Origin of the sequence: Trinickia sp. (genome assembly GCF_036503415.1) — a bacterium.
Taxonomy (GTDB): Bacteria; Pseudomonadota; Gammaproteobacteria; order Burkholderiales; family Burkholderiaceae; genus Trinickia.
The window spans coordinates 25,031-49,297 of the sequence record NZ_DASXWY010000017.1 but is presented as its reverse complement, the minus strand read 5'-3'; the positions used below and the strand labels follow the sequence as shown (position 1 = coordinate 49,297).

Below are 24,267 nucleotides of genomic sequence, written 5' to 3'. Positions count from 1 at the left end.
GCGCTCGACGCGATCCATCAGTATCCGTAGAACTCTTCGCTGTGGATCGCGTCGTCGGCAATGCCGATGTCGCTCAATGTCTGGTAGACGTCGCTTACCATGGCCGGCGGCCCCGCCAAGTAATAAAGGGGCTCGTTGACATGGCCCATCACCTGCCGCAGCAACGCCTCGTCGATCCGGCCGATATGGCCGTTCCAATGGATATTCGATTTTCCGGGCTGGGTCATCGTCGCCACGAGCCGGAAGTTCGAATTCGCGCGCTCGAGCTGTGTCAGCTCGGAAATGAAGGGGGCATCCTCGGGGCGGCGGTTGCAATAGACGAGCATGAGGAGCTGCGGAGCTTGATCGTGAGCCGCCTGGCGGAGCATGCTCATGAACGGCGTGATGCCAATACCGCCCGCGATGAGAACGGCCGAGCGCTTTGCATCCTTTTGCACGAGCGAACCGAACGGCCCGTCGAGCCGGACCTTGGCGCCCAGCGGCAACCGCTTCAATGCCTGCTTGAACGGGCTGTCGCGCATGCGTGTGGCGATCGCCAGCCCGTCCTCGGATGGCGCGGTCACGATCGAAAACGTGTGCCGCGCACCGCGCGCCGCCTCGATTTCGCTCTCGACGAGCACCAGATCCATCGCCTGGCCGGCCTTGAACTGGAACCCGTCCGGGCGTTCAAACCCAAACAGCATCGTGTCCATCGCCACGATATCGCGTACTTTCAGCGTCGTATCGTAAGTGCTCATGGGCGTGCCTCCGGCTCCGTAGCTTTCCCGCATCATCCTGCAATGCGAACGATCCGTCCAGTAGCCGGCTGCGGCGGCTCGAGCGGACTGAAACGCATCGTTCCCTAGTCCGCCTCGTCGTCCCAGCGCGAATCGCGCACCTGTACGATGCCCGAATCGATGCGCACGTCGAACGTCGGCACGTCTTCATAAGCCGGCGGACTCATCGCTTTGCCCGTCCGGATGCAAAAGCGCGCTCCATGACGAGGGCATACGACGACATCGCCCTGTACCTCGCCTCCCGTCAGCACGCCTCCATCATGGGTGCACCTGTCCTCGATCGCATAGCAGGTGCCATCCACATTGAAGACCGCGATCGGCACGCCATCCACATCGGTCGTTTTCGACGAACCGGGCGGCAAACCTTCGACGGGTGCAACATCGATCCAGCCGGACATCAGAGCATCCCCAATTGCAGCCGTGCGGCCTCCGACATCCGATCCCGGTCCCACGGCGGATCCCACACGAGCTCGACCGTCGCGTCGTTGACGCCGGCAACCGAAAGCACCGCATCCTCTACGATCGAGGGAAACGTCTGCGCCACCGGGCAACCGGGCGCGGTCAACGTCATGCGGATCGCGATCCGCCCCGCGGCCTCGTCGACATCGAGCGCATAGATGAGACCGAGATCGTAGATGTTGACGGGAATCTCGGGATCGTAGACGGTCCGCAACGCCTCGACGACGCGCTCCTCGAGTTCACCCTCGCTCGACTGGTCGATCCGGTCGCTTCGTTTGAGCCAATCCATCGCAGTCATCGCATCGTCCTCATTCCGTCGATACCGTCTCGCCCGCATCGTTCAATGCAGCACGCAATGTGTGCCACGCCAGCGTCGCGCATTTGATGCGCGCAGGGAATTCACGCACGCCAGCCAGCGTCGCCAGCTTGCCCAGCGCTTCGCGCTCGTCGGCCGATGGCTCGCGTTGCTCGGTCACCATCGCGTGAAACCGTTCGAACAGCGCCTGCACTTGCGTCTCGCTTTTGCCGACGAGCGCCTCCGTCATCATCGATGCCGATGCGGTCGCAATCGCACATCCCGAGCCTTCGAAGCGCACGGACTTCACGATGCCGTCCTCGACGAGCAGATAGAGCGAAATCCGATCGCCGCACAGCGGGTTATAGCCGACGGCCTTGTGATTGGCATCCGCCAGCGCCCCGCGGTTGCGCGGGTGCCGGTAGTGATCGAAAATCACCTCCTGGTAGAGCTCACGCAGATCGCTCATCGGCCGAATACCTCCTGTACCTTCGACAGCCCGCGCAGCAACGCGTCCACATCGGCACGTGTGTTGTACATCCCGAACGATGCCCTCACCGTCGCCGGCACCCCGAAGCGCTGCATGACGGGCATTGCGCAATGGTGTCCGGCTCGCACGGCAACACCCTCGTGATCGAGAATCGTGCCGACATCGTGCGCATGGACCTCGTCATGAACGAACGAAAGCACGCCGGCCTTCTCGCGCGCGGTACCGATCAGGCGTATATGCGGGAGCGCCCCGACGGCCTGCGTCGCATACGCGAGCAGCGCCGCTTCGTGCGCCCCGATGGCCTCGATACCGATCGCATCGACATAATCGAGCGCTGCCGCGAGCCCGATCGCCCCGGCAATGTCCGGCGTGCCCGCTTCGAACTTCCATGGAATCGCGTTGTATTCGGTGTGCTCGAACGTGACCGAGCGAATCATGTCGCCACCGCCCTGCCACGGCGGCATCGCCTCGAGATGACGCGCCTTCGCATAGAGCACGCCGATACCGGTCGGACCGTAGACCTTATGTCCGGAGAACGCGTAAAAATCGCAATCGAGCGCCTGCACATCGACGCGCAGATGTGCGATGGCCTGCGCGCCGTCGATCAGCACCGGCACCCCGCGCCGGTGCGCAAGCTCGATGAGTTGCTTCACCGGATTGATCGTCCCGAGCGCGTTCGAAACATGCGCGAACGCTGCGAGCCGCGTACGCTCGCCGAGCATGCGTTCGCAGGCGGCCATATCGAGCGTACCGCTGTCGTCGATCGGCACCACTTTGAGCTGGGCCCCCGTTTGCGCGCACACGAGTTGCCACGGCACGATGTTCGAGTGATGCTCCATCGCGCTCACGAGGATCTCGTCGCCGGGCTGCAGGCGAGGACGCACGCCGCTTTGCGCAACGAGGTTGATCGCCTCGGTCGTGCCGCGCACGAAGACGATCTCCTCGGTGCGCGCCGCGTTGACGAAGCGCGCGATCCGCGCACGTGCGCCCTCGTACGCATCGGTCGCGCGCTGCGAGAGTTCGTGCACACCACGATGAACGTTCGCGTTCGAGTGCAGGTAGTAAGCCCGTTGCACCTCGATGACCGAAGCCGGTTTTTGCGTCGTCGCCCCGTTATCGAGGTAGACGAGCGGCTTGCCATGCACGCGTTCGTCGAGAATCGGGAAATCGCTGCGCCACCGCGCATGGGCCGAGTCGTCGAAAAAAGCGAGCGGTTCGATGGGCTTCATGCGAGCTCCCGCTGTATCCGTTCGCCGTCGGGCATGCGTGCCAGCAGCATCTTCGCGAGCCGGCCCCGCACGTTTTCGTCACTGACGCGATCGACGATATCGCGCGCGAATGCCCAGATCAGCGTCGCGCGCGCTTGCGGCTCGTCGATGCCGCGCGCGCGCAGATAAAAGAGTTGCGCCTCGTCGAGCTTGCCGACGGTGGCACCGTGCGTACACTTGACATCGTCCGCATAGATTTCGAGCTGCGGCTTGGTGTCGATCTCGGCGTCGCGTGACAGCAGCAGATTGCGGTTGGACTGGTGCGCGTCCGTCTTCTGCGCATCCTGATGCACGATGACGCGGCCGTTGAACACGCCGTGCGCCGCGCCGTCGAGCACACCGCGGTAGAACTCGCGGCTCGTGCAACGCGCGGACTCGTGGTCGATGCAGGTGTGATGATCGACGTGTTGCCGCGCGAGCGCGAAGTAGAGCCCGTTGAGCGTGCAATCGGCGTCGGTGCCCATCAGACGTGTATCGATCTCAACCCTCGACAGGGCGGCACCGAGTGCGAACGAATGCGATGCAACATGGCTTGCACGCTCCTGGTCCAGCGCGAGGCGGCCGATATGGTAGGCGCGGCGCGCGTCCTGCTGAATCCGGCAATGCTCGACGTCGGCCCCCTCCTTGACGACGATGCGCGTCACCGTGTTCGTCAGATAGCTGTCGTCGGCCACGCCGACGAACTGCTCGATGACGGTACAGCGTGCGCCGCGGCCCGCTATCACGACATTGAACGGATGAATGGCGAGGCCGGCTTCCTCGGCGACGAACAGCATCTGAATCGGCGCGTCGAGCCGGCAATCGGGCGGCAATACGAGCACATAACCATCGCTGAGGAAAGCGGTGTTCAACGCCTCGAAACCGTCGTGCGGTGTGTGATGGGCAAGGAGCGCCTCGAGCTGCTCGGGAATCTCCCGCAGCGCGCGCGTCAGGCTGCCGATGAATATGCCCTCTGGCAGACCGCTCGTTCGCGAGAGCCTTGGCGCATGCCGACCGTTGACGAACACGAGCCGATGCACCGACTTGTCCAGTATGAGATCGTCGACGATTGCCGATACGTCGACATCGCCGCGCGGCGACGCAAAATGCCATTCGCGCGCACCGATCGACGCCACGTTCGTATATTTCCAGTCTTCCTGCCGCGTAGTCGGAAACCGCAGCTTGTCGAACCGTTCGAACGCGCTGCGTCGTGCGCCGCGCAGCCAGGGCAGCTCCGCACCCGGCAGCGTCCTCGCGAGCGTGCGAAACGCGTGATGATAACGATCGACCGTTAAATCGCTCATAGCTGGCCCTCCTCGCCTCGACTGCCTGCTTCGTCGGCAAGCCAACCATACCCCTTGCGCTCGAGCTCGAGCGCCAATTCCCGCCCGCCCGACTTGACGATGCGCCCATGAGCCAGGACATGCACGTAGTCCGGCGCGACATAATCGAGCAGCCGTTGATAGTGCGTGACGAGCACAAATGCGCGTTCGGCGCTTCGCAGCGCATTCACGCCGCCCGCCACGATCTGCAGTGCATCGATATCGAGACCGGAATCGGTCTCGTCGAGAATCGCGAGGCGCGGCTCGAGCACGGCCATCTGCAGAATCTCGTTACGCTTTTTCTCGCCACCCGAGAAACCCTCGTTGACAGCCCGGTAAAGCAGGCCCTCGTCCATCCGCATCAGCGCCATTTTTGCTTTGACGAGTTGCAGGAAATCGATCGCGTCGAGTTCGGGCTCGCCGCGGTGCCTGCGCTGCGCGTTCAAAGCCGCTTTCATCAGATAGACGTTGCTGACGCCGGGAATCTCCACCGGGTACTGGAACGCCAGAAATATCCCTTCGCGCGCACGCTCTTCGGGTGCCTGCGCCAGCAGGTCGCGCTCCGCGTAGCGGACCGATCCGCCCGTCACCGTATAGCCGTCGCGGCCGGCGAGCACGTGTGCGAGCGTGCTCTTGCCCGAGCCGTTCGGGCCCATGATGGCGTGCACCTCGCCCGCCCCGACATGCAGATCGATACCGCGCAAAATGGGCTTGCCGTTCACTTCGACATGGAGGTCATCGATATGGAGCATGGTTCTGGTTCCTGTTGCGCCGCTTCAACCGACGCTGCCTTCGAGGCTCACGCCGAGCAGCTTCTGCGCCTCGACCGCGAACTCCATCGGCAGCTCCTTGAATACTTCCTTGCAAAATCCGTTGACGATCATCGAAACCGCGTCTTCTTCGGACAGGCCGCGCTGCCGGCAATAGAAGAGCTGGTCCTCGCCGATACGGGAGGTCGAGGCTTCATGCTCGACGTGCGCGCTCGGATTCTTCACCTCGATATACGGGAACGTGTGCGCGCTGCAACGATCGCCGAGCAGCAATGAATCGCATTGCGTGTAATTGCGCGCCCCGTGCGCGTCGCGACCGACTTTCACGAGACCGCGGTAGGCGTTCTTGCCATGCCCGGCCGAAATGCCCTTCGACACGATCGTGCTGCGCGTGTTGCGGCCCAGGTGGATCATCTTCGTGCCCGTATCGGCTTGCTGACGATGATTGGTCAGTGCGACCGAATAGAATTCGCCGACGGAATCGTCGCCGCGCAAGATCACGCTCGGGTATTTCCAGGTGATGGCCGAGCCCGTCTCCACCTGCGTCCACGAGATTTTCGCGCCGGCTTCGCGGCAATCCCCCCGCTTCGTGACGAAGTTGTAGATGCCCCCGCGCCCCTGGGCATCGCCCGGATACCAGTTTTGCACCGTCGAATAGCGAATTTGCGCGCCTTCCAGCGCTACGAGCTCGACCACCGCCGCGTGCAGCTGGTTCTCGTCGCGCATCGGCGCCGTGCAACCTTCGAGGTAGCTCACGTATGCCCCTTTGTCCGCGATGATGAGCGTGCGCTCGAATTGCCCCGTGTTGCGCGCATTGATGCGAAAGTAGGTTGAGAGCTCCATCGGGCAGCGCACGCCCGGCGGGATATAGCAGAACGATCCATCGCTGAACACCGCGGAGTTCAGCGCGGCATAGAAGTTGTCGGTATGCGGCACGACCGAGCCCAGATACTGGCGCACCAGATCGGGGTGCTCCCGAACCGCTTCGGAGAACGAACAAAAGACGATGCCGAGCTTGCCGAGTTGCTCGCGAAACGTCGTTGCCACGGAGACGCTGTCGAACACGGCGTCCACCGCGACACCGGCCAGCAATTCGCGCTCCTTAAGCGGAACACCGAGCTTTTCGTAAGTGCGCAGCAACTCGGGATCGACTTCGTCGAGGCTCTTCGGGCCATCCTTTTGTGCGAGCGGCGCCGAATAGTAGGCAATGTCCTGATAATCGATCGGCGGGTGACGAACCGTGGCCCAGGCGGGTTCCGTCATCGTCAGCCAATGGCGGTAGGCGGCGAGCCGCCATTCGAGCATGAATGCCGGTTCGTCCTTCTTCGCCGAGATGAGCCGGATCACGTCCTCGGACAGGCCGCGCGGCAGCGTATCGGCCAGCACGTCGCTCACGAATCCGTGACGGTATTCGCGATTGATCAGACGATCGAGGCTGGATGGCGTGGAACTCATATGCGTTTCTCCCGGTCAGCTGCGGCGCGCGGCGGCGCGTACGAGCGGTACGGCTTCGCGTGCGCGAATCGCGCTGATGTCGACATCGCTGAGCACGGGCCCGGCCAAATCGGCCAGCGAGACCTGCCTCAGTGCTTCGAAGACGACACGATTGACCTTTTGCCAATTCGCCCGCGCGCTACAGATCGATTCCTGCTGGCACACGCCCGGCGCCAGGCTGCATTCGGTCATGCCGAACGGCCCGTCGACGGCGGCGATGATGTCCGCGAGCGAGACAAGCGCCGCGGAGCGTTTCAACCGGTAGCCGCCGCTGACGCCGCGCAGCGAGGCCGTCAGCCCACCGCGCACGAGCATTTTCATGACCTTGGAGACCGTAGGCACGGGAATGCCGGTGACGCTGGCGAGGTTGCCGGCGCTTTGCACAGCCTCCGGCTCCCGGGCCATCGCGACGAGGATGACCGTGCCGTAATCGGCCAGCTTGCTCATACGCAGCATCGCATCGTTCTCCTAATCAGGACCAGAACAGTACTGATTCAGGCCCCGCGATCCCAACCCAGGACGATGACGGTATCAGTGGGCGCCCGTTTGCACTGGCGCACGTTCCAGACGCGCGCTGAAACCGACTGGAATCATTGTAGACCCGCCGCCAAAACCCTGTCGCAGTCAAGGTCGTCCGTCACTGCGCGGGCGAAACGCATCATGCGTCGGCGTCGGCCGGCTCGGATTCAGTCGACGCAAGCCCCGCGCCACCCCATTGCAGTTGCTCGGCGCGATCCAACAGTTGGCGAACCGACGGCTCGCTCAGTTTTTTCAAGCGCTCCTCGATGTCTGCCTGACGGTTCCCCTGTTGATCGTCTTGCCACATTTCGTTCAACCCCAATACGAGGTCGTAGATAGCGCCCCTGGCCTGCATGTCTTCGATGTGGGGATAACATGCCGTAAATCTCGACGATATCGACTGGCTGCGATCCCATCGCTCCGACTTTTCGTAAGACAGGTGTGTCTGATCCCGAGGAGCCAGCGCCGCAAAAAATCGATGCCGCAGCAATTCGATCGACGAAGGCCTGCTTTCAGGCGACTGTTGAATCATGCGGCGAGTGACATCGAGGATTTCGTCCCTGTCCGTCGATGGCAGATACTGCAGATCATCGAAAAACGGGAAATCGTCGACGGTCAAGCTCTCGGGGGCGAAGCCGCTTATCGCGGTTGACGTTGTGGCGCGTTTGACGAAATAGGCGAGCAACTGTCCCACTGCGTAGATGTCGCTCTTGTGATTGGCGACCGACGACCAGATATCGATATACCCAGGGGTGCCCGGCGGACGCCTTTGTCCCACCTCACGACTATTGCCCATATCGATCAGCTTGAACATCTTCTCGTCCGCGTCATACATGACGTTGTTGGGAGAAATGTCCGAATGGGCCACCCCTTGCTGCTCGCACAGTGCAATCGCGATGAGGATATCGGCGATAGCCTGCTTCACGAGGTCCAGATAGTCTCGTTCGTCGATCACGACCGCTTCGAGCGCCGCTCGCGATTTTTTGACGACGCCTCGGAGACTTTCGCCGTTTATCTTTTCGCACAGGATTCCGAATTCATCGTCGATGCGGACCAGATCGTAGACCTGCATGACGTGAGTGGTCTTCGTCAGCGCCGCCGTGATCTGAAATTCATCGATTATCTGCTGCTTTTTCCTCTCGATCACCGCTTCCCTTGCCGCCGGGTCGTTCAGCTCGTCGCCACGTAACGCCGCATACAGATCGACCGGCACGGGGTTCTCGAGATCGGGGCGAAGGAGCGCCTTGAAAACGAACTCTCGGCCAAGATTTTTACCGTCCCTCATCAGATTTTCCGCAAGCGTCACCGCGTAGGCCTTGCCAAACCTGCCCCTGCCGAGCTGCTCTTTGAGAGGCTGCGCAGCCCGCGTTCGCGGGGACCCAGCCAGCCTCACCTCGCGGAATCCCGAGCTGGTTTGCGCGACGCCCGACTTCATCGCGGCAATGGCCGAGGCCAAGGTCGATTTGATCGGCAGTTCATTGAGCCGTGCCACCAGGCTCGGACTCAGCGTATCGCACAGCATTTGATCGCTGCTGCCCTGGCGCGCGTACTTGCGTGCCGCTCTGAGAAGTTGATCGGGCGTGGCGGTTCGCGACGAGTCTCCCGGCATACGCGGCTTGACAGGACGCCGGGCCGCGTCCATGAACGACGCCCATTTTCTGTACGACGGCGGCGCGGGCCGCGCCGCCGAAGCAGCCGCTGGAGACAACCCGGTGCTCGAGGAACTCGGACTGGGCAGGTCGGGGCGCCGCTGCCGTTTCACCGCCGCCGGCTCCGGCAGGTCATCGTCTTTCTCGAGCGGCCGCTTGAGATCGCTTCGATTCGATCGCGGCGACGATGCGCCCTCGTCGGCCGAGCGCGTCCTGAGCTGAGCCAAAGCCGCGTTCGACGACGGCGATCGCTGCCGCCGCGGCGACACCTCGGACGCGAGCGCTTCCGGATCCGCCGGCTCGATCGCAGCGATATCGAGTTGTTTTAGATTGATTTTCATGAGAGCCGCCGACCAAGACAGGGTATGCCGAAGCGCGATACGATCCGGAAAACGCACGCTGTCGCAGGCTAGCGAATCGAACCGGACTCGAACGTTCCCATCGCCGAAAATGACGCGCAGCGAACGAAACGACGAGCCCCTACCCGACCGGATAAAAACGTCTTAGCAAGGATGCGGAAAAACATGAAACTCGCCACGTGGAACGTGAATTCCCTCAAGGTGCGCCAGCAGCATGTCATCGATTGGCTCGAGCTCAGTCAAGCCGATGTGCTGTGCCTGCAGGAACTGAAAATGCCCGACGAAAAGTTCCCGCATGCCGAGCTTGCCGCAAAGGGCTACCGGAGCTGGTGCGCGGGGCAAAAGACCTATAACGGCGTCGGTATCCTCGTGCGGGATGGCATCGAAGTCGACGAGACCGACATCGTGCGCAACATCCCGGGCTTTGCCGACGAACAGCAGCGCCTGATCGCCGCCACGGTGAATGGCCTGCGCATCGTCTCGGCATACTTTCCGAATGGCCAGGCCCCGGCCACCGAAAAATTCGCCTACAAGCTACGCTGGCTCGAAGCGCTTGCCGAATGGCTCCGCGGCGAAATGACACGCTACCCGTCGCTCGCGCTGCTGGGCGACTACAACATCGCGCCCGAAGACCGCGACGTGCATGACCCGAAAGCTTGGGAGGGACAAAATCTGGTCTCGCCGGAAGAACGCGCGGCATTCGTCAAACTGACCGGTCTCGGACTGGTCGACGTTTTTCGCCGATTCGAACAGCCGGAGAAAATGTTCACCTGGTGGGATTACCGCATGCTCGCGTTCAGGCGGAATGCCGGCCTGCGGATCGATCACATTCTGTTATCGCCGCCGCTCGCCGAACGCTGCACCCACTGTGAAGTCGATAAAACGCCGCGCAAATGGGATCAACCGTCCGATCATGCGCCGGTGATCGCAAATATCGGCTGAACCGACGTTATTCTGAGCGCGCTTCTCACATCAACCCATAGGAAAAGCCGCTATATGAAGTTTGGAACAACCGCCGTCTTTGGATTGCTGCCTCTTTGCCTCGCCACGGTCGCTTGCGCGGCGCCCTCGATCGATTTCGTCAACCAGGAGGGCGCCGCGAGGACCTATCGATCCGTTCAATGCATCGCCACGCATAGCGGCGGACAAAGCATCACGGCGCAAGGACAGGAGCAAAGCGGCGCTTCAGTCGTCACTTTGCAAAGCCTGCTTGCGGGCCCAGGCGGCCAATACAAGGTCCAATGTACGGCCGTGCACGCCGATAGCGGCGATCAGTACACCGCGGAATTCGAGGCAGTCAAATTCGCCGAGGGAGACCTGGGGACGAAGGCCCCCGAATATGACGCCAATCGCTCCGGATACGGCACGAAGATTCCTGTCGCCCGAACGCTTACCGCTTGTTACGACAAAAACAACCGTGTACTCGAGCAACCGTGCGTAGATGCGTATTACGGCACAAAACCGCACTATTTGAAATCATTGGCCGGTCTTGCGGATGTGCAGTTCAAATACGATGAGTATGCTTCCAACGTTGGCGTGTTTCTCGAAGCCAATCCGCGTTATGGCAATCGCTGAGAGCGCCCGCGCTCAGGCAGCGTAGCACGGGGCCACGCACCGCGAGGCACTTCATAGTGCCTCGCGCGGTCCCGTGTACACCCTTCGCACCTCACGATTCGAGACGCAGCTCCTGGATCTTGCGTGTAATGGTGTTGCGCCCGATACCGAGCCGTTCGGCCGCCTCCACCTTGCGTCCCCGGGTGAAGTCGAGCGCTTCGCGTATCACCGCGGCTTCGAAACGGCGAGCCAGTTCGTCCATCACGTCGGGCGCATTTTCCCGCAGCATGCGCGCCACTTCGGTACGCAGACCGCTTTCCCATACGCCCACCGGCGAGCTGGTCGGCACGGTGCCCAGCACGGCGGGTGTCGGCGCCGTCATCGACGCGCCGTTGGCCTCTGCCTCGAGCGGCATGTTGCCCGCAACAGCCGAGGCGCCGGCTATCGCCGTGCCCGCGACGATCTCGCTGGCGGCATGCGCAGGCTGTTGCAGCGGCACGAGGTCGGGCGGCAAGTCCTTGATCTCGATGGTCTGCGCGGGCGCCATCACCGTGAGCCAGTTCGCGAGGTTCTCGAGCTGACGAACGTTGCCCGGGAACGGCAACGAGGCAAGATAGGCAACGGTGGCCTCGGATACGCGCTTCGGCTCGACCCCGAGATCGCGCGCGCTCTTTTGCAGGAAGTGCCGTGTGAGCAGCGGGATATCCTCCTTGCGTTCGCGTAGCGGCGGCAAACGCAAGCGAATGACGTTGAGCCGGTGATAGAGATCTTCGCGAAAGAGGCCTTGGCGCACGCGCGCATCGAGGTTCTGGTGCGTCGCCGCAATCACGCGCACATTCGCGCGCAGCGGGCTGTGGCCGCCGACGCGATAGAACTGCCCATCCGACAGCACGCGCAGCAGCCGCGTTTGGAGATCGAACGGCATATCGCCGATTTCGTCGAGAAAGAGCGTGCCATTCTCTGCCTGCTCGAAACGACCTTGCCGCATCGCCTGCGCGCCCGTGAACGCACCGCGCTCGTGGCCGAACAGTTCGGACTCCAGAAGATCTTTCGGAATCGCGGCGGTGTTCAGCGCGATGAACGGGCCGCCCGCACGCGGGCTATGCCGGTGCAATGCGCGCGCGACGAGCTCCTTGCCGGTGCCCGATTCGCCCGTGATGAGCACCGTCGCGGACGAATGCGAAAGGCGCCCGATCGCACGGAACATGTCCTGCATCGCCGGTGCCTGACCGAGCATCTCGGGCGCGTCGGCGAGCGACGGATCGGCCGCATGGGCACCGCGCAAGCTCTCGTCGACGGCACGGTGAATGAGCTCGACGGCGCGATCGATATCGAACGGCTTCGCGAGGTATTCGAATGCGCCGCCCTGAAACGCGGCCACGGCGCTGTCGAGGTCCGAGTACGCCGTCATGATGATGACGGGCAGCTCGGGTAGCCGCTGGCGGATCGACTGCAAGAGATCGAGGCCCGACGAACCGGGCATCCGGATGTCCGAGACGAGCACTTGCGGTGTCTCGTGCTCGAGCGCGGCCAGCGCTTCGCGCACGTTGGGGAAGCTGCGCGTGGCCAGGTTCTCGCGCGCGAGCGCCTTTTCGAGCACCCAGCGAATCGATTGGTCGTCGTCTACTATCCAGATCGGCTTCATGGAAGGTCGTTGGTCAATTATCTAGCGGCAATAGAATCTGAAACTCGGTGTGGCCCGGCCGGCTTTCCACTTCGATCATCCCGTCGTGCTGTTGCACGAAGGTCTGCGCGAGCGTGAGGCCGAGCCCACTGCCCCCCTCGCGGCCGGAGACGAGCGGATAGAAAATGCGCTCGCGGATGTCGTGCGGGATGCCCGGGCCGTTGTCGATGACACGCAAGTCCAATGCCAGTTTGTGAAGGCGCTTGGCGATCGTGACATTGCGCGCCACGCGGGTGCGCAGCGCGATGCGCGCATCGCCCTCGCTGATACGTTCGCGCAGTGCCTGGGCCGCATTGCGCACGATGTTGAGCAGCGCCTGAATCAGTTGCTCCTTGTCGCCGCGCAGCTCGGGCACGCTCACGTCGTAATCGCGCTCGATCGTGAGGCCGCGCGGAAACTCCGCCAGGATGACCGCTCGCACGCGTTCGCAGACTTCATGGATATTCACGTCGCCCACGATATGCGGATGCCGATGCGGCTCGAGCAGGCGGTCGACGAGCGTTTGCAATCGATCGGATTCCTTGACGATCACCTGCGTGTACTCGCGCAGCTCGTGCCGCTCCCGCGCGTCGAGTTCCAATTCGAGCAATTGCGCCGCGCCGCGAATACCGCCAAGCGGGTTCTTGATTTCATGCGCGAGGTTACGGATCAACTGCTTGTTGGCGGTCGCCAGATCGTGAATGCGTTCCTCGCGATCGGTACGCAAGTGCCGCTCGTTCTGGAACAGCTCGAGCAACACGTAGTCCGGCGCGCTTTCGAGAAAACCCACCACCATGTGCACTTGCAGCGTTTCACGGCCCGGACGCTCGAATTCCGCGTCGAGATGCGTCGCATGGAACCGTTGTTCCGCGATCGCCGCGATCGTCTCGACGAGCACATCACCGTTCGCAAAGATGTCGGGCCACGACATCTGCATCAATTGACGCCGCGATAAATCGAGCAGCGACTCGGCGGACGGGTTCGCGAATGCGACGCGCAGCGTGCGCTTTTCGAGCACGAGCACGACCGTCGGCAACGCCTCGAGACCCGGCAACAGACCGGATGCGCCAAGCGCGGCATCGTCTGTCAAAGGCTCGCTCTGCCCTTTGCTGGTCTTGATCAGATTTTTTAGCGCCATCGTGAAAGCACGGTCACCCTGGGCCGACCCGGCAGGAAGCCGCAGCAAGCGCCGAAGCGCTCACTGAGGCCGACACACAAAAAAGGGACGGCGGCGCCGTCCCTCGAGACCGATCGCAAGCATGTTCTGCGCAACGGCCACGGAGGTGGGCGCTGCGCATCGCAATGCTTAGAGCGAGTAGTACATTTCGAACTCGATCGGATGCGTCGTCATGCGGTAGCGTTGCAGTTCGCCTTCCTTGAGCTCCAGATACGCGTCGAGCATCCCGTCCGTGAACACGCCACCGCGCGTGAGGAACTCGCGATCCTTGTCGAGCGCCTCGAGCGCCTGATCGAGACCGGCACAGACGGTCGGGATCTTCGCGTCTTCTTCCGGCGGCAGATCGTAGAGATTCTTGTCCGCGGCTTCGCCCGGATGGATCTTGTTCTGCACGCCGTCGAGGCCCGCCATCATCAGCGCCGAGAACGCGAAGTACGGATTGGCCATCGGGTCCGGGAAGCGCGTCTCGATACGGCGGCCCTTCGGATTCGACACGTGCGGAATACGGATCGAGGCCGAGCGGTTGCGCGCCGAGTAGGCCAGCTTCACCGGTGCTTCGAAGTGCGGCACGAGGCGCTTGTACGAGTTCGTCGTCGGGTTCGTGATCGCGTTCAGCGCGCGAGCATGCTTGATGATGCCGCCGATGTAGAACAGCGCGAACTCCGAGAGGCCCGCATAACCGTTACCGGCGAACAGGTTCTGACCATCCTTCCAGATCGACTGGTGAACGTGCATGCCCGAACCGTTGTCGCCGACGACCGGCTTCGGCATGAACGTCGCCGTCTTGCCGTACGTATGCGCGACGTTGTGGACGATGTACTTGAGCTGCTGCGTCCAGTCGGCGCGCTGCACGAGCGTCGCGAACTTGGTGCCGATCTCGTTTTGGCCCTGGCCGGCCACTTCGTGGTGGTGCACTTCGACGGGAATGCCGATCTGCTCGAGCAGCAGACACATTTCCGAGCGCATGTCCTGGAACGAATCCACCGGTGCGACCGGGAAATAGCCGCCCTTCGTGCCCGGACGGTGACCGGTGTTGCCGCCTTCGAATTCCCTGCCCGACGACCACGGCGCTTCTTCCGAGCCGATCTTCACGAAGCAGCCCGACATATCCGTGTTCCACTGCACCGAATCGAAAATGAAGAACTCGGGTTCCGGTCCGAAGAAGGCGGTGTCGCCCAGGCCGGTGCTCTTCAGGTAGGCTTCGGCGCGCTTGGCGAGCGAGCGCGGATCGCGCTCGTAACCCTTGCCGTCCGCGGGCTCGACCACATCGCACGTCAACACGAGCGTCGGCTCTTCGTAGAACGGGTCGATGAAAGCGGTGTTGGGGTCCGGCACGAGCAACATGTCCGATGCTTCGATGCCCTTCCAGCCCGCGATCGAGGAACCATCGAACGCATGGCCGCTTTCGAACTTGTCGCCGTCGAACGCCGACAGCGGAACGGAGACGTGCTGCTCCTTGCCGCGCGTGTCGGTGAAGCGAAAGTCGACGAACTTGACGTCCTCGTCCTTGACGAGCTGCATGACGTCGGCCACGGTTTTACTCATATCCTCTTCTCCATTTGATAGGTTCGGCGGTTCTTCACTGCGCGAAAGCCCCGGCGAACGACTTGCGTACGCCGGATGCCACCGCGCAAGCGGTCGCCGCCCGTTAGAGCATCTTTCGTGCCAGGCATGCTCGTTTTCCCGCACGACTTAGTTGGTCCCTCGTGCCGACGCCGAGTGCCGCGCCCCGCGTTGGAACGCTGCGCTGCACCGTGACGTGCCTTGTCGCCGTGCGGGTCGGCAGAAAGGCACCTTTTCGGTGCGCGATGCGAACGCAGCGCGCCGGAGCGCTCGAATCCGGTGCATTCGGTGTGATTATGCACCTCTCTGGGGCATTCCCTTGTCCTCACGCCCCAACCTGTTCGTTCTCGCACGCAAGCTCGCCGCGCTAGAATGCTTTTTTGCCACGAGGAGACCGGCTTCATGAGTACGCTCGAACAGATCCTGGCGCAAGCGAACAAACGCCGCGCCGAACATCAACTGCCCTACGCCGGCGCTTTCACGCCGGCCGAGGCTTTCGAGTTTCTCCAGCTCAAGCCCGAGGCCCGGCTCGTCGATGTCCGCACGCGCGCCGAACTCGATTGGGTCGGCCGCCCGGTCGTCGGCGACGGCCAGTATATCCACATCGAATGGACGCGCTACCCCGGCGGCGTGCCGAACGCGGAGTTCATCGAACAGCTGCGCAGCGCAGTCTCGGCCGATACGCACCTCATCTTTTTGTGCCGCAGCGCCGCGCGCTCGAAGCTGGCCGCCGTCGCAGCCGAAAAGGCGGGCTTCGGCAAAGCGTTCGATCTGCTGGAGGGTTTCGAAGGCGCGAAGGACGGCAACGGTCATCGCAAGACCGTCGACGGCTGGTGCCACAGCGGGTTGCCCTGGCTCGGCGCCTGAGCTTGCGCCCGCGCGAACGCTCGTCCAGGACGTGGCTCGCTCGGGGTGAGCCTATCGCGTCTGCCCGGCTTCGGGTTCGACGACATCGCCGCCGAGCAGGTGCACCCCTTCGCGCAACTTGACGAAGGCTGCGGCGACGGCTTCGGGTTCGCCCTTCACACCGAGATCGATGTGCCGCCGGGCATAGACGCCGCCACGCTCCGCGTCGCCCACGCTCGGCAGGCTGAATACGCGAACGCCCGGAAAATCGGCTTCGATTTTCTCCATCAATGGCGTCAGCGTCGACTCCATGAGTTCGAACACGAGCAGCGATCGCTCGGCATGCGCGACTTGATGGTGCATCTGCGCGTACTTCGTATCGAGTACCCATTCGATCATCGGCCAGGCCATCACGGGGAAACCGGGAACGAAATGGTGATCGCCGATCGAGAACCCCGGAATCTTGTTGTAGCCGTTCGGAATGATCGAGGCGCCGCGCGGAAAGACGCCCATATTGAGGCGATGACGGTTCTCGGGGGAATCGAGATCGAGAGGGGGCGCGCCGGCCGGGTGCATGTCGCGGATTCGCTGGCGAATCAGTTCGGCCGCCTCCGGGTGCAACTCGAGCGGAACACCGAGCGCGTTGGCCGCGCAAAGCCGGGTATGGTCGTCCGGCGTCGCGCCAATGCCTCCCGTCGAAAAGACGATGTCGCCCGAGGCGAAACTGCGCTCGAGCGTGGCCGTGATCCGTGCGGGGTCGTCGCCGACGTACTCGGCCCAGGCGAGCGCCAGGCCCCGCGCGTTCAATAGCTCGATGACCTTCGGCAGATGCTTGTCGGTACGCCGACCCGACAGGATTTCATCGCCGATGATGATGACGCCAAATGCCATGACCGCCTCACGAAGCTGAGAGATCGCTCATCGTCGTTCATGATCGTGACGGCTGCAAGCCCTCTTCTTCGCGCATCGCCTGCAATGCCTCCAGGCAATAGTGACCGAACCAGAGCGCGGAGAACACGAGGATGAACGCGTACATCCAGATCGTGACGGCTGCAATGACGGGAAAGAGCACGACGAGCCAGAGCGACCAGGCCCAGAGTAACGTCGGCAACGTCCCCATGAGGCCGCTCGCAATGCCGATCGCGAGCAGCGGCACACGGTGGCGCCGCATCAACGCAATCCGCTCGGCGCGGCTCGCGTGCAGCGCCAGCGCGTCGTATGTCATCACGCGATAGGTGAGCCAGCCCCATAACAGCGTCGGAATCAGCGCGAAGAGCGGCGAAATCAGGGCAAAAAGCGGCGGAATCAGCAGCAGCGGCGCAAGCAGAACGAAAAGCGGCAGCGTGAGGAGAATGAGCAGCAGGCAAACGAGTGTCGTCGCAATGCCGTACGCGAGGCTGCCGTACCAGGTTCCGCCGTGCCGCGCCTCCAGTGTCGGGAACCGGCGGGCCGACAGATGCCGCACCACCATCGGCATCGACAGCGTGGCGATCAGCAGCAATACGGTGGAAACGATGACCGGAATCGAGAACGCGACGACGATGAGCGGCGCAATCACCGCATGCAGGTTGGTCAAGCCCACCCAGTCGAACGCGCGGTAAAGCGCCATCCCCAACGTCGAGCCGGCAAGCCAGCCGCGCGCGGTGCCGACGAGGTCCTGCCAGGTGAACCAGAAGAAAAGCCCCCATCCCGCCGAGGCGATCACGAACGGCAAGAACGTGAGCCACAGCACGCGCGGGTGCAGCACGCCCGCGAGCGCCCGGCCGAATGCACGCATGAGCTCGTTCATCGGCATGCGCCTTCAGGCAGCCGGCGCACTGCCTCGGCCCGCGCCGCGGCCGAACCCGAGCCGCCGCGCGATACGCGCGAACGCGAGCCAGTGCTGCGAGAAAAAGCCATCGCCATACGATTCGCCCTCGATTTCCTGACGGATCCCCGTCGGCTCGACGGACCGAACCCACGAGGCAGTGCCGAAGAGCATATCCCACCAGGGGAAGAGCACGCCGAAATTGCAGCCGTAGGCGGTGCCCTCGTGTCCGTAGCCGACCGCGTGATGGCGACGATGGAACGCCGGGCTGACGAGTACCCGTTCGAACAGACGCCCGAAGCCGAACCGCGCGTTGGTGTGTTGCACGCTTTGCAGAAAGTTCGTCACGGCCGTGAGCACCACGAACTGCGTCGGCGCCACCCCGATCGCCAGCGCGATGGCAGCGAAGAACGAAGCCTGAGCGATCCCGTCGAGCAAATGGTTGCGATCGTCCGACCAGAGCGACAACTGGCGCTGACTATGGTGAACCGCATGCAGCTCCCACCAGATGCCGAAGCGATGCTGCCAGCGGTGATACCAGTAGCCGGCAAAATCCAGTACGACGAGGTAGATGAGGAATGCCACGATCGGCTGCGACGTGACGCCGGGCCACAGGTGATCGAGGTCCATGTTGGCGATGCCGCGATAGCGCAGCCAGACCTGCAAGTCGGCAAAGAACGGCTGGAAACCGAGGAAGAACAGCAGATTGAAGACGCCAAGCTTGGAGATGGCCGTATAGAGGACGTCGACGCGCACGGCCCGGCGGTTTTCCCATCGCTCGACGGGACGCAGCGCCTCGAGGGGGCGCAGCAGCAGATAGGTTGCACCGATCGTCAGCAAGCCGACGATCACCGGATAGAGCGCATCGTAGGAATCTTCGTCGTAGTCCATCCAGCCGAACCGGAACAGGAGCGGCTGGACCACGTGGACATAGGCCCAGGTCTGCAGCGCCGAGACGACGCCGTCGAGCGAAGCGATGACCGAATGCAGCATAGCGGCGCGCGCGGCCCCTGGCTTACGCGCCGTTCGCGGCCGTTACCGGGGCGCGATCGTAGAAATAGATCCCATGCGGCGAGCGGCCGACGGCAATCGTCTGCACGAGCTTTTTCGTGGTCATGTCGATGATGCCGACGTGTTTCGCAAAGCGGAACGTCACCCAGAGGTAGCGTTTGTCCGCGGTGAGTTCCATGTCGTCGGGGCCAGGCAGCAGGCCCGTGATTTCGCCGACGTTCGTCAGCGTCTGTTCGTCGAGGATGCTGATCGTATTCGCAACGCGGTTGCTGACGAGCACATGGCGGCCGTCGTCGAGCGAGCGGAAGTTGTGCGCGCCGTTACCCGTCCTGATCCGCTTGACTACGGACCGCGTGCGCCAGTCGACGACTGCCACGTCGTCCTCGCCCGTCATGCCGACGAGCAGATATTTGTCGCCCGGCGTCATCCAGAGCCCCGCCGGGGTCTTACCGACGGGCATTTTCCAGAGCACTGTCTGCGTCGGCAGATCGATCGCCGCGAGTTCGCCCGACACCTGCAGCGTCACGAACACGGTCCGGCTGTCGTTGGAAAACGCCATATGGCTCGGCATCGTCGCAAGCGGCAGGCGCCGCACGAGCTTCAGGCCGTTCGTAGGCGCGTCGTAACTGTAGATGTCGAGCCGGTCCAGACGCAGCCCCGTCGTGACGAACCACTTGCGATCGGGCGAAAAACCGAGCTGATACGGGTCCTCGATGCCGGGCACGCGCCCTTGGGGCTTGCCCGTCTTCGGATCGACGAAGATCAGATCGTTCGAGACCGAATTCGCGACGATCAACGTTTTATTGTCGGGCGTCGCCATCAGGTGATGAGGTTCCTTGCCCGTCGGCACCGTACCGACGACCTGATGCGTCGCCTCGTCGATCAGCGAAAGCGTCGCCTCGGCCGAATTCAGAACGATGACGTTGTTGGCATTGGCAGGCAACGAGACGGCGGCGGCGCTTGCCGCCAGCAGCGCGAGCGCGGCGGTGCCGATCAGGCCCCGCGCGCGGAAGGAAATAATCTTGGGCATGAGAACTCGTTCGAATGGCCAACGCCCTTTTAAACGGCTTGGCGCGGGCCGAGGTTGACGGCCTCGGAATAAATACTGCTTTTTCCGTTTGCGCGCCCTAATCGGGTTATCGGCACCGTCGAAGTTTTCTCGATCATCTTTGCAGCGATTCCCACACCTTATGGAGCCGCTTCGTCGAAACGGGCATCGGCGTGCGCAGCTCCTGCGCGAAGAGCGAAATGCGCAGCTCCTCGAGCAACCAGCGAAACTCGGCGAGCCGCGCGTCCGGTACGCCGCCGCGGGCCTGCCGCGCGCGCTGGTATTGCTGCACGAGCGGCTGCAGCTCCGCGAATTGCCGTGCGTCGCGGGCCGGATCGGCCTTGAGCTTGTCGATGCGCAGCGCAATGCCCTTCAAGTAGCGAGGGAAATGAGCAAGCTGGGCATACGGCGTGTCTACGATGAACCGCTTGCCGATCAGCATCTGCAGTTGCTGCTGCATATCCGCGTAAGCGGCCGCGTGCGGCTTGGCCTGCACGAGCTTTTTCGTCACGGCCGCGTATTCGGCGAGGATTTGTCCGACGAGTCGCGCGATTTCCTGCGCGAGCAACGAAAGCCGGCTCTTGCCCTCGTCGCGGTGCGCGTGAAACGTCGCGTCGTCGTCGGGTAGCGGATCTTGCAGGCACGCGCGGTCGAGCGCCGTGTCGATCAGCTGATCGCGCAGCTCCTCTTGCGTACCGAGCGGCATGAACTGCAGCGCCATTTCGCGAAGGCCGGGGAGGTTTTTCTCCAGATATTTGATCGGCTCGCGCAATTGCAACGCGAAAAGCCGCCGCAGACCGGCGCGGTGCGCCCGCGCCGCCTCGTCGGGCGAATCGAAGACTTCGACGTCGCAATGGGTCGTGCGGTCGACGAGCGCCGGATAGCCGAACAACGTCTGGCCGCCGCGGCGAATCTCCAGCAGTTCCGGCAATTTGCCGAAGTTCCAGGTCGTCAGGTTCTCGTACAACGCCGTCGCCTCGCCGGCCGACGCACTGCGGGAGGACTCGGCCGCCGCGGTTTCACGCGGCCCCTGTCGCGCTGCGGCAGGTCCGCGCGCGCCGGCCTCGGCATCCGGGCGCGCTTGCCCGATGCCAGCAGCGCCGTCGAGCGACGCACCGACGGCCAGCTTCTGGAACTGCCGCTGCGCCTCGCCCCCGAGCTCGGCGCGCAACTGGGCCAGATTGCGGCCCATCGCGAGCTGCCGCCCGTGCTCGTCGACGACCTTGAAGTTCATGAAGAGGTGGGCCGGCAGCGTTTCGAGCTTGAAGTCGGTCGGTTTCATCGAGACCTGCGTCGTCTCGCGCACGTCGGCGATCAGCGCCTCGACCAGACCGGCTGCGCCGCGAGGCGGCTCGCCCGCCCCGACGGCAGCCCCCTTCGAGGAGTGCAATGGGGGCACGCCAAAGCGTCCGGCGTGACGTTCGACGAATCCCGCTGCGTACTCCGGCAGCGGCACGCAATGCCGGCGCAGCTTCTGCGGCAGCGATTTGAGCAGCAACTGGACCTTTTCCTTCAGCATGCCCGGCACGAGCCATTCCGCGCGCAGCGCGTCGACCTGATTGAGCGCAAAAAGCGGCACGGCGAGCGTCACGCCGTCGCGCGGCGAGCCCGGCTCGAAATGATAGGCGAGCGCCATGTCGACGCCCGCCATCGCGACACGCTTCGGAAACAGATCGGTCGTAATGCCCGCCGCCTCGTGACGCATGAGGTCGTCGCGCGACAGATAGAGCAAGCGGAGCTTGTCCTCCGGCTGGCCGCTGCGTTTCACTTCATTGCGGTACCAGCGCTCGAATGCGGCCCCGGTGTAGATGCCTTTGGGCAGCGCCTGATCGTAAAACGCGAAGATCAGTTCGTCGTCGACCAGCACGTCCTGCCGGCGCGACTTGTGCTCGAGTTGCTCGATGTCGGCAAGCAGCTTGCGGTTGTGGGCGAAAAACCCGAGCTTGGTATCGAACTCGCCCTCGACGAGCGCACCGCGAATGAAAAGCTCTCTCGCGCGCGCCGGATCCTGCGAGCCGAACGCGACGCGCCGCCGATGGTAGACGGGCAGCCCGAAGAGCACGGCGCGCTCGAATGCCGCCACCTGGGCCGCACGCTTTTCCCAATGCGGCTCCGAGAGCGATTTCCTGAGCAGGTGCGACGCGACCTTCTCGATCCATTCCGGCTCGATTTTCGCGAGACAGCGCGCATAGAGGCGGCTCGTCTCGACCAGCTCGGCCGCCATCACCCAGCGCCCCGCCTTCTTGGCCAGCGTCGAGCCGGGCCAGAGAAAGAACTTGATTCCGCGAGCGCCGAGATAGTACGGCTCGTCGTCGGCCTTGAGGCCTAGATTGCCGATGAGGCCGGTCATCAGGGCCAGATGAATCTGCTCGAAGGTCGCTTCGCTTTCGTTGATCCGCCAGCCGTGCTCACGCACCACGGTGAGCAGTTGAGAATGAACATCGCGCCATTCGCGCAGCCGCAGATGCGAAAGAAAGCGCTCGCGGCACGCATCGACCAGTTGCCGGTTCGATTTCTTGTGCGCCACTGCTTCGCCGAACCAACGCCAGATCTTGAGCCATTGCAGGAATTCCGATCGCTCGTCGGCGAAGGCACGGTGCGCCTGATCGGCCTGCTCCTGCGCCTCGGCGGGCCGCTCGCGCGGGTCCTGAACCGAGAGCGCGCTCGCAATGACGAGCACCTCGGCGAGCGCATCCTGATCGCGCGCGGCGAGGATCATGCGCCCCACGCGGGGATCGAGCGGCAGCTTCGCCAGCTCGCGCCCGAGCGGCGTCAGTTCATTGTCGTCGTCGACGGCGCCCAGCTCGGCCAGCAATTGGTAGCCGTCGGCAATGGCGCGGCCCGGCGGCGGCTCGATGAACGGAAACGTCTCGATGGCGGTGAGGTGCAGCGCCTTCATCCGCAAAATCACGGCCGCCAGCGACGAACGCAGGATTTCCGGCTCGGTGAACCGCGCGCGCGCCTGAAAATCGGCTTCGTCGTAAAGCCGGATGCAGATGCCGTCCGCCACCCGGCCGCAACGCCCGGCCCGTTGATTGGCCGCGGCCTGCGACACCGGCTCGACCTGCAACTGCTCCACCTTGTTGCGGTACGAGTAACGCTTCACGCGTGCGAGCCCCGTATCGACGACATAGCGAATGCCCGGCACCGTCAGCGAGGTTTCGGCGACGTTCGTTGCGAGCACGATCCGCCGGGCATTCGACGATTTGAACACGCGCGCCTGCTCGGCCGCGGAGAGCCGCGCGAAGAGCGGCAGAATTTCGGTGTGCGGCGGGTGGTGTTTGCGCAGCGCCTCGGCGGTGTCGCGAATCTCGCGTTCGCCCGGCAGAAAGACGAGCACGTCGCCCGGGCCTTCGCGGCACAGGTCGTCGACGGCATCGACGATCGCGTCGATGAGATCGCGCTCGGCTTCGCGCGCACCCTTCGCGCGTTCGCGCGGGGACGGTGTGGCCGCCGTACCCTGCGCCGCCTTGATCGCCGCGCTGCGCTCGCGCGGGTCCTCGACGGGCTGGTAGCGGATCTCGACGGGGTAAAGCCGCCCGCTCACTTCGATGACGGGTGCAGGCTTCGACTCAGTACCGAAATGACGCGCGAAGCGCTCGGCATCGATCGTGGCCGACGTGACGATCAGCTTCAGATCGGGCCGCTTCGGCAGGATCTCCTTCAGATAGCCGAGCAGAAAATCGATGTTCAGGCTGCGTTCGTGCGCCTCATCGATGATGAGCGTGTCGTAGGCGCGCAACAGCGGATCGGTCTGCGTCTCGGCGAGCAGAATGCCATCGGTCATGAGCTTGACCGATGCGCCCGGCGCCAGATTGTCGGTGAAACGCACCTTGTATCCGACCACCTCGCCGAACGGCGTGCCGAGTTCCTCGGCGATGCGCCGCCCCGTGGCCGACGCAGCGATCCGGCGCGGCTGCGTATGACCGATGAGCCCGCTGCCGCCCGCGCCGCGCCCGCGCCCGAGCGAGAGGCAGATCTTCGGCAGTTGCGTGGTCTTGCCCGAGCCCGTTTCGCCCGAGACGATCACGACCTGATTGTCGCGGATGGCACGCGCGATCTCCTCGCGGCGACCGCTGACCGGCAGCGCGGCGGGAAATTCGAAGGGCGGAATCGGGTTCGGCGGCACGCGCGCGTGGCGCGAGCCGTGGGCGCGACCCTGGCGCGGCGGTCCGCTCTCATCGGCGGCCGGACTATTGGGTACGTTCGACATGGGGG

Annotated in this window: 21 protein-coding genes; 3 read left to right on the top strand and 18 right to left on the bottom strand. The window is 63.5% G+C overall.

Annotated elements, in window-relative coordinates; translation table 11 throughout:
- Positions 1–17: 17 nt before the first annotated feature.
- The 10 genes from VGL01_RS02855 to VGL01_RS02810 form a co-directional block, all read right to left on the bottom strand.
- Positions 18–737: an FAD-dependent oxidoreductase gene (locus tag VGL01_RS02855; RefSeq protein WP_331566871.1), complete on the bottom strand. Its 720-nt coding sequence runs from the start codon at positions 735–737 to the stop codon at positions 18–20.
- A gap of 104 nt (positions 738–841) precedes the next feature.
- Positions 842–1,174, bottom strand: coding sequence for a non-heme iron oxygenase ferredoxin subunit (locus tag VGL01_RS02850; protein WP_331566869.1), 333 nt, complete (start codon positions 1,172–1,174; stop codon positions 842–844).
- Positions 1,174–1,533 carry an SUF system Fe-S cluster assembly protein gene (locus VGL01_RS02845; RefSeq protein WP_331566867.1) on the bottom strand — a complete coding sequence of 120 codons (360 nt, stop codon included), beginning with the start codon at positions 1,531–1,533 and terminating at the stop codon, positions 1,174–1,176. Before VGL01_RS02845 ends, VGL01_RS02850 begins: the two co-directional genes overlap by 1 nt.
- 10 nt (positions 1,534–1,543) lie before the next feature.
- Positions 1,544–1,999: a Fe-S cluster assembly sulfur transfer protein SufU gene (gene sufU, locus VGL01_RS02840; RefSeq protein ID WP_331566865.1), complete on the bottom strand. Its 456-nt coding sequence runs from the start codon at positions 1,997–1,999 to the stop codon at positions 1,544–1,546.
- Positions 1,996–3,249 (bottom strand): cysteine desulfurase, encoded by a 1,254-nt coding sequence (locus VGL01_RS02835; RefSeq protein ID WP_331566863.1) that lies wholly within the window; start codon positions 3,247–3,249, stop codon positions 1,996–1,998. The genes sufU and VGL01_RS02835 overlap by 4 nt, the downstream gene beginning before the upstream one ends.
- Positions 3,246–4,571 carry a Fe-S cluster assembly protein SufD gene (sufD, locus tag VGL01_RS02830; protein ID WP_331566861.1) on the bottom strand — a complete coding sequence of 442 codons (1,326 nt, stop codon included), beginning with the start codon at positions 4,569–4,571 and terminating at the stop codon, positions 3,246–3,248. The genes VGL01_RS02835 and sufD overlap by 4 nt, the downstream gene beginning before the upstream one ends.
- On the bottom strand, positions 4,568–5,341 hold the full coding sequence (sufC, locus tag VGL01_RS02825) for a Fe-S cluster assembly ATPase SufC (protein WP_331566859.1): 774 nt from the start codon (positions 5,339–5,341) through the stop codon (positions 4,568–4,570). The genes sufD and sufC overlap by 4 nt, the downstream gene beginning before the upstream one ends.
- 24 nt (positions 5,342–5,365) lie before the next feature.
- Positions 5,366–6,814, bottom strand: a complete 1,449-nt coding sequence (gene sufB, locus VGL01_RS02820) for a Fe-S cluster assembly protein SufB (protein WP_173255393.1) — start codon at positions 6,812–6,814, stop codon at positions 5,366–5,368.
- A gap of 15 nt (positions 6,815–6,829) precedes the next feature.
- Positions 6,830–7,309, bottom strand: a complete 480-nt coding sequence (locus tag VGL01_RS02815) for an SUF system Fe-S cluster assembly regulator (RefSeq protein WP_331566857.1) — start codon at positions 7,307–7,309, stop codon at positions 6,830–6,832.
- A 202-nt stretch (positions 7,310–7,511) separates the two neighbouring features.
- Positions 7,512–9,362: a serine/threonine-protein kinase gene (locus VGL01_RS02810; protein ID WP_331566855.1), complete on the bottom strand. Its 1,851-nt coding sequence runs from the start codon at positions 9,360–9,362 to the stop codon at positions 7,512–7,514.
- Positions 9,363–9,545: 183 nt separating this feature from the next.
- Between VGL01_RS02810 and xth the strand changes: the two genes are divergently transcribed.
- Positions 9,546–10,322: an exodeoxyribonuclease III gene (gene xth / locus VGL01_RS02805; protein ID WP_331566853.1), complete on the top strand. Its 777-nt coding sequence runs from the start codon at positions 9,546–9,548 to the stop codon at positions 10,320–10,322.
- A gap of 54 nt (positions 10,323–10,376) precedes the next feature.
- Entirely contained in the window at positions 10,377–10,955 is a 579-nt protein-coding gene (locus VGL01_RS02800; protein WP_331566851.1) for a hypothetical protein, read from the top strand.
- A gap of 91 nt (positions 10,956–11,046) precedes the next feature.
- On the opposite strand, the gene ntrC is transcribed toward VGL01_RS02800, so the two are convergent.
- The 3 genes from ntrC to glnA all read right to left on the bottom strand — a co-directional run bounded on the left by ntrC (position 11,047) and on the right by glnA (position 15,319).
- Positions 11,047–12,579, bottom strand: a complete 1,533-nt coding sequence (gene ntrC / locus VGL01_RS02795) for a nitrogen regulation protein NR(I) (RefSeq protein WP_331566849.1) — start codon at positions 12,577–12,579, stop codon at positions 11,047–11,049.
- 13 nt (positions 12,580–12,592) lie between these two features.
- Positions 12,593–13,735, bottom strand: a complete 1,143-nt coding sequence (gene glnL, locus VGL01_RS02790) for a nitrogen regulation protein NR(II) (protein ID WP_331566847.1) — start codon at positions 13,733–13,735, stop codon at positions 12,593–12,595.
- Positions 13,736–13,903: 168 nt separating this feature from the next.
- A complete protein-coding gene (gene glnA, locus VGL01_RS02785; protein WP_331566845.1) occupies positions 13,904–15,319 on the bottom strand; it encodes a type I glutamate--ammonia ligase in 1,416 nt (471 codons plus the stop codon).
- Positions 15,320–15,739: 420 nt separating this feature from the next.
- On the opposite strand from glnA, the gene VGL01_RS02780 reads away from it, so the two are divergent.
- Positions 15,740–16,204 carry a rhodanese-like domain-containing protein gene (locus VGL01_RS02780; RefSeq protein WP_331566843.1) on the top strand — a complete coding sequence of 155 codons (465 nt, stop codon included), beginning with the start codon at positions 15,740–15,742 and terminating at the stop codon, positions 16,202–16,204.
- A 51-nt stretch (positions 16,205–16,255) separates the two neighbouring features.
- On the opposite strand, the gene VGL01_RS02775 is transcribed toward VGL01_RS02780, so the two are convergent.
- The 5 genes from VGL01_RS02775 to hrpA form a co-directional block, all read right to left on the bottom strand.
- Complete coding sequence (locus tag VGL01_RS02775; RefSeq protein WP_331566841.1) at positions 16,256–17,074, bottom strand: competence/damage-inducible protein A; 819 nt, start codon at positions 17,072–17,074, stop codon at positions 16,256–16,258.
- Between the two features lie 37 nt (positions 17,075–17,111).
- Complete coding sequence (locus VGL01_RS02770; RefSeq protein WP_331566838.1) at positions 17,112–17,972, bottom strand: EI24 domain-containing protein; 861 nt, start codon at positions 17,970–17,972, stop codon at positions 17,112–17,114.
- Between the two features lie 12 nt (positions 17,973–17,984).
- The gene (locus tag VGL01_RS02765; RefSeq protein WP_331566836.1) at positions 17,985–18,983 is read right to left on the bottom strand and encodes a sterol desaturase family protein; all 999 of its coding nucleotides are present in this window, start codon (positions 18,981–18,983) and stop codon (positions 17,985–17,987) included.
- A gap of 22 nt (positions 18,984–19,005) precedes the next feature.
- Positions 19,006–20,031 carry a beta-propeller fold lactonase family protein gene (locus VGL01_RS02760; protein WP_331566834.1) on the bottom strand — a complete coding sequence of 342 codons (1,026 nt, stop codon included), beginning with the start codon at positions 20,029–20,031 and terminating at the stop codon, positions 19,006–19,008.
- 133 nt (positions 20,032–20,164) lie between these two features.
- Entirely contained in the window at positions 20,165–24,262 is a 4,098-nt protein-coding gene (hrpA, locus tag VGL01_RS02755; RefSeq protein ID WP_331566832.1) for an ATP-dependent RNA helicase HrpA, read from the bottom strand.
- Positions 24,263–24,267 lie beyond the last annotated feature (5 nt).

Coding starts and splice junctions, on each gene's coding strand:
- VGL01_RS02855 (WP_331566871.1), bottom strand. CDS start 737: ATGAGCACTTACGATACGACGCTGAAAGTACGCGATATCGTGGCGATG.
- VGL01_RS02850 (WP_331566869.1), bottom strand. CDS start 1,174: ATGTCCGGCTGGATCGATGTTGCACCCGTCGAAGGTTTGCCGCCCGGT.
- VGL01_RS02845 (WP_331566867.1), bottom strand. CDS start 1,533: ATGACTGCGATGGATTGGCTCAAACGAAGCGACCGGATCGACCAGTCG.
- sufU (WP_331566865.1), bottom strand. CDS start 1,999: ATGAGCGATCTGCGTGAGCTCTACCAGGAGGTGATTTTCGATCACTAC.
- VGL01_RS02835 (WP_331566863.1), bottom strand. CDS start 3,249: ATGAAGCCCATCGAACCGCTCGCTTTTTTCGACGACTCGGCCCATGCG.
- sufD (WP_331566861.1), bottom strand. CDS start 4,571: ATGAGCGATTTAACGGTCGATCGTTATCATCACGCGTTTCGCACGCTC.
- sufC (WP_331566859.1), bottom strand. CDS start 5,341: ATGCTCCATATCGATGACCTCCATGTCGAAGTGAACGGCAAGCCCATT.
- sufB (WP_173255393.1), bottom strand. CDS start 6,814: ATGAGTTCCACGCCATCCAGCCTCGATCGTCTGATCAATCGCGAATAC.
- VGL01_RS02815 (WP_331566857.1), bottom strand. CDS start 7,309: ATGCTGCGTATGAGCAAGCTGGCCGATTACGGCACGGTCATCCTCGTC.
- VGL01_RS02810 (WP_331566855.1), bottom strand. CDS start 9,362: ATGAAAATCAATCTAAAACAACTCGATATCGCTGCGATCGAGCCGGCG.
- xth (WP_331566853.1), top strand. CDS start 9,546: ATGAAACTCGCCACGTGGAACGTGAATTCCCTCAAGGTGCGCCAGCAG.
- VGL01_RS02800 (WP_331566851.1), top strand. CDS start 10,377: ATGAAGTTTGGAACAACCGCCGTCTTTGGATTGCTGCCTCTTTGCCTC.
- ntrC (WP_331566849.1), bottom strand. CDS start 12,579: ATGAAGCCGATCTGGATAGTAGACGACGACCAATCGATTCGCTGGGTG.
- glnL (WP_331566847.1), bottom strand. CDS start 13,735: ATGGCGCTAAAAAATCTGATCAAGACCAGCAAAGGGCAGAGCGAGCCT.
- glnA (WP_331566845.1), bottom strand. CDS start 15,319: ATGAGTAAAACCGTGGCCGACGTCATGCAGCTCGTCAAGGACGAGGAC.
- VGL01_RS02780 (WP_331566843.1), top strand. CDS start 15,740: ATGAGTACGCTCGAACAGATCCTGGCGCAAGCGAACAAACGCCGCGCC.
- VGL01_RS02775 (WP_331566841.1), bottom strand. CDS start 17,074: ATGGCATTTGGCGTCATCATCATCGGCGATGAAATCCTGTCGGGTCGG.
- VGL01_RS02770 (WP_331566838.1), bottom strand. CDS start 17,972: ATGAACGAGCTCATGCGTGCATTCGGCCGGGCGCTCGCGGGCGTGCTG.
- VGL01_RS02765 (WP_331566836.1), bottom strand. CDS start 18,983: ATGCTGCATTCGGTCATCGCTTCGCTCGACGGCGTCGTCTCGGCGCTG.
- VGL01_RS02760 (WP_331566834.1), bottom strand. CDS start 20,031: ATGCCCAAGATTATTTCCTTCCGCGCGCGGGGCCTGATCGGCACCGCC.
- hrpA (WP_331566832.1), bottom strand. CDS start 24,262: ATGTCGAACGTACCCAATAGTCCGGCCGCCGATGAGAGCGGACCGCCG.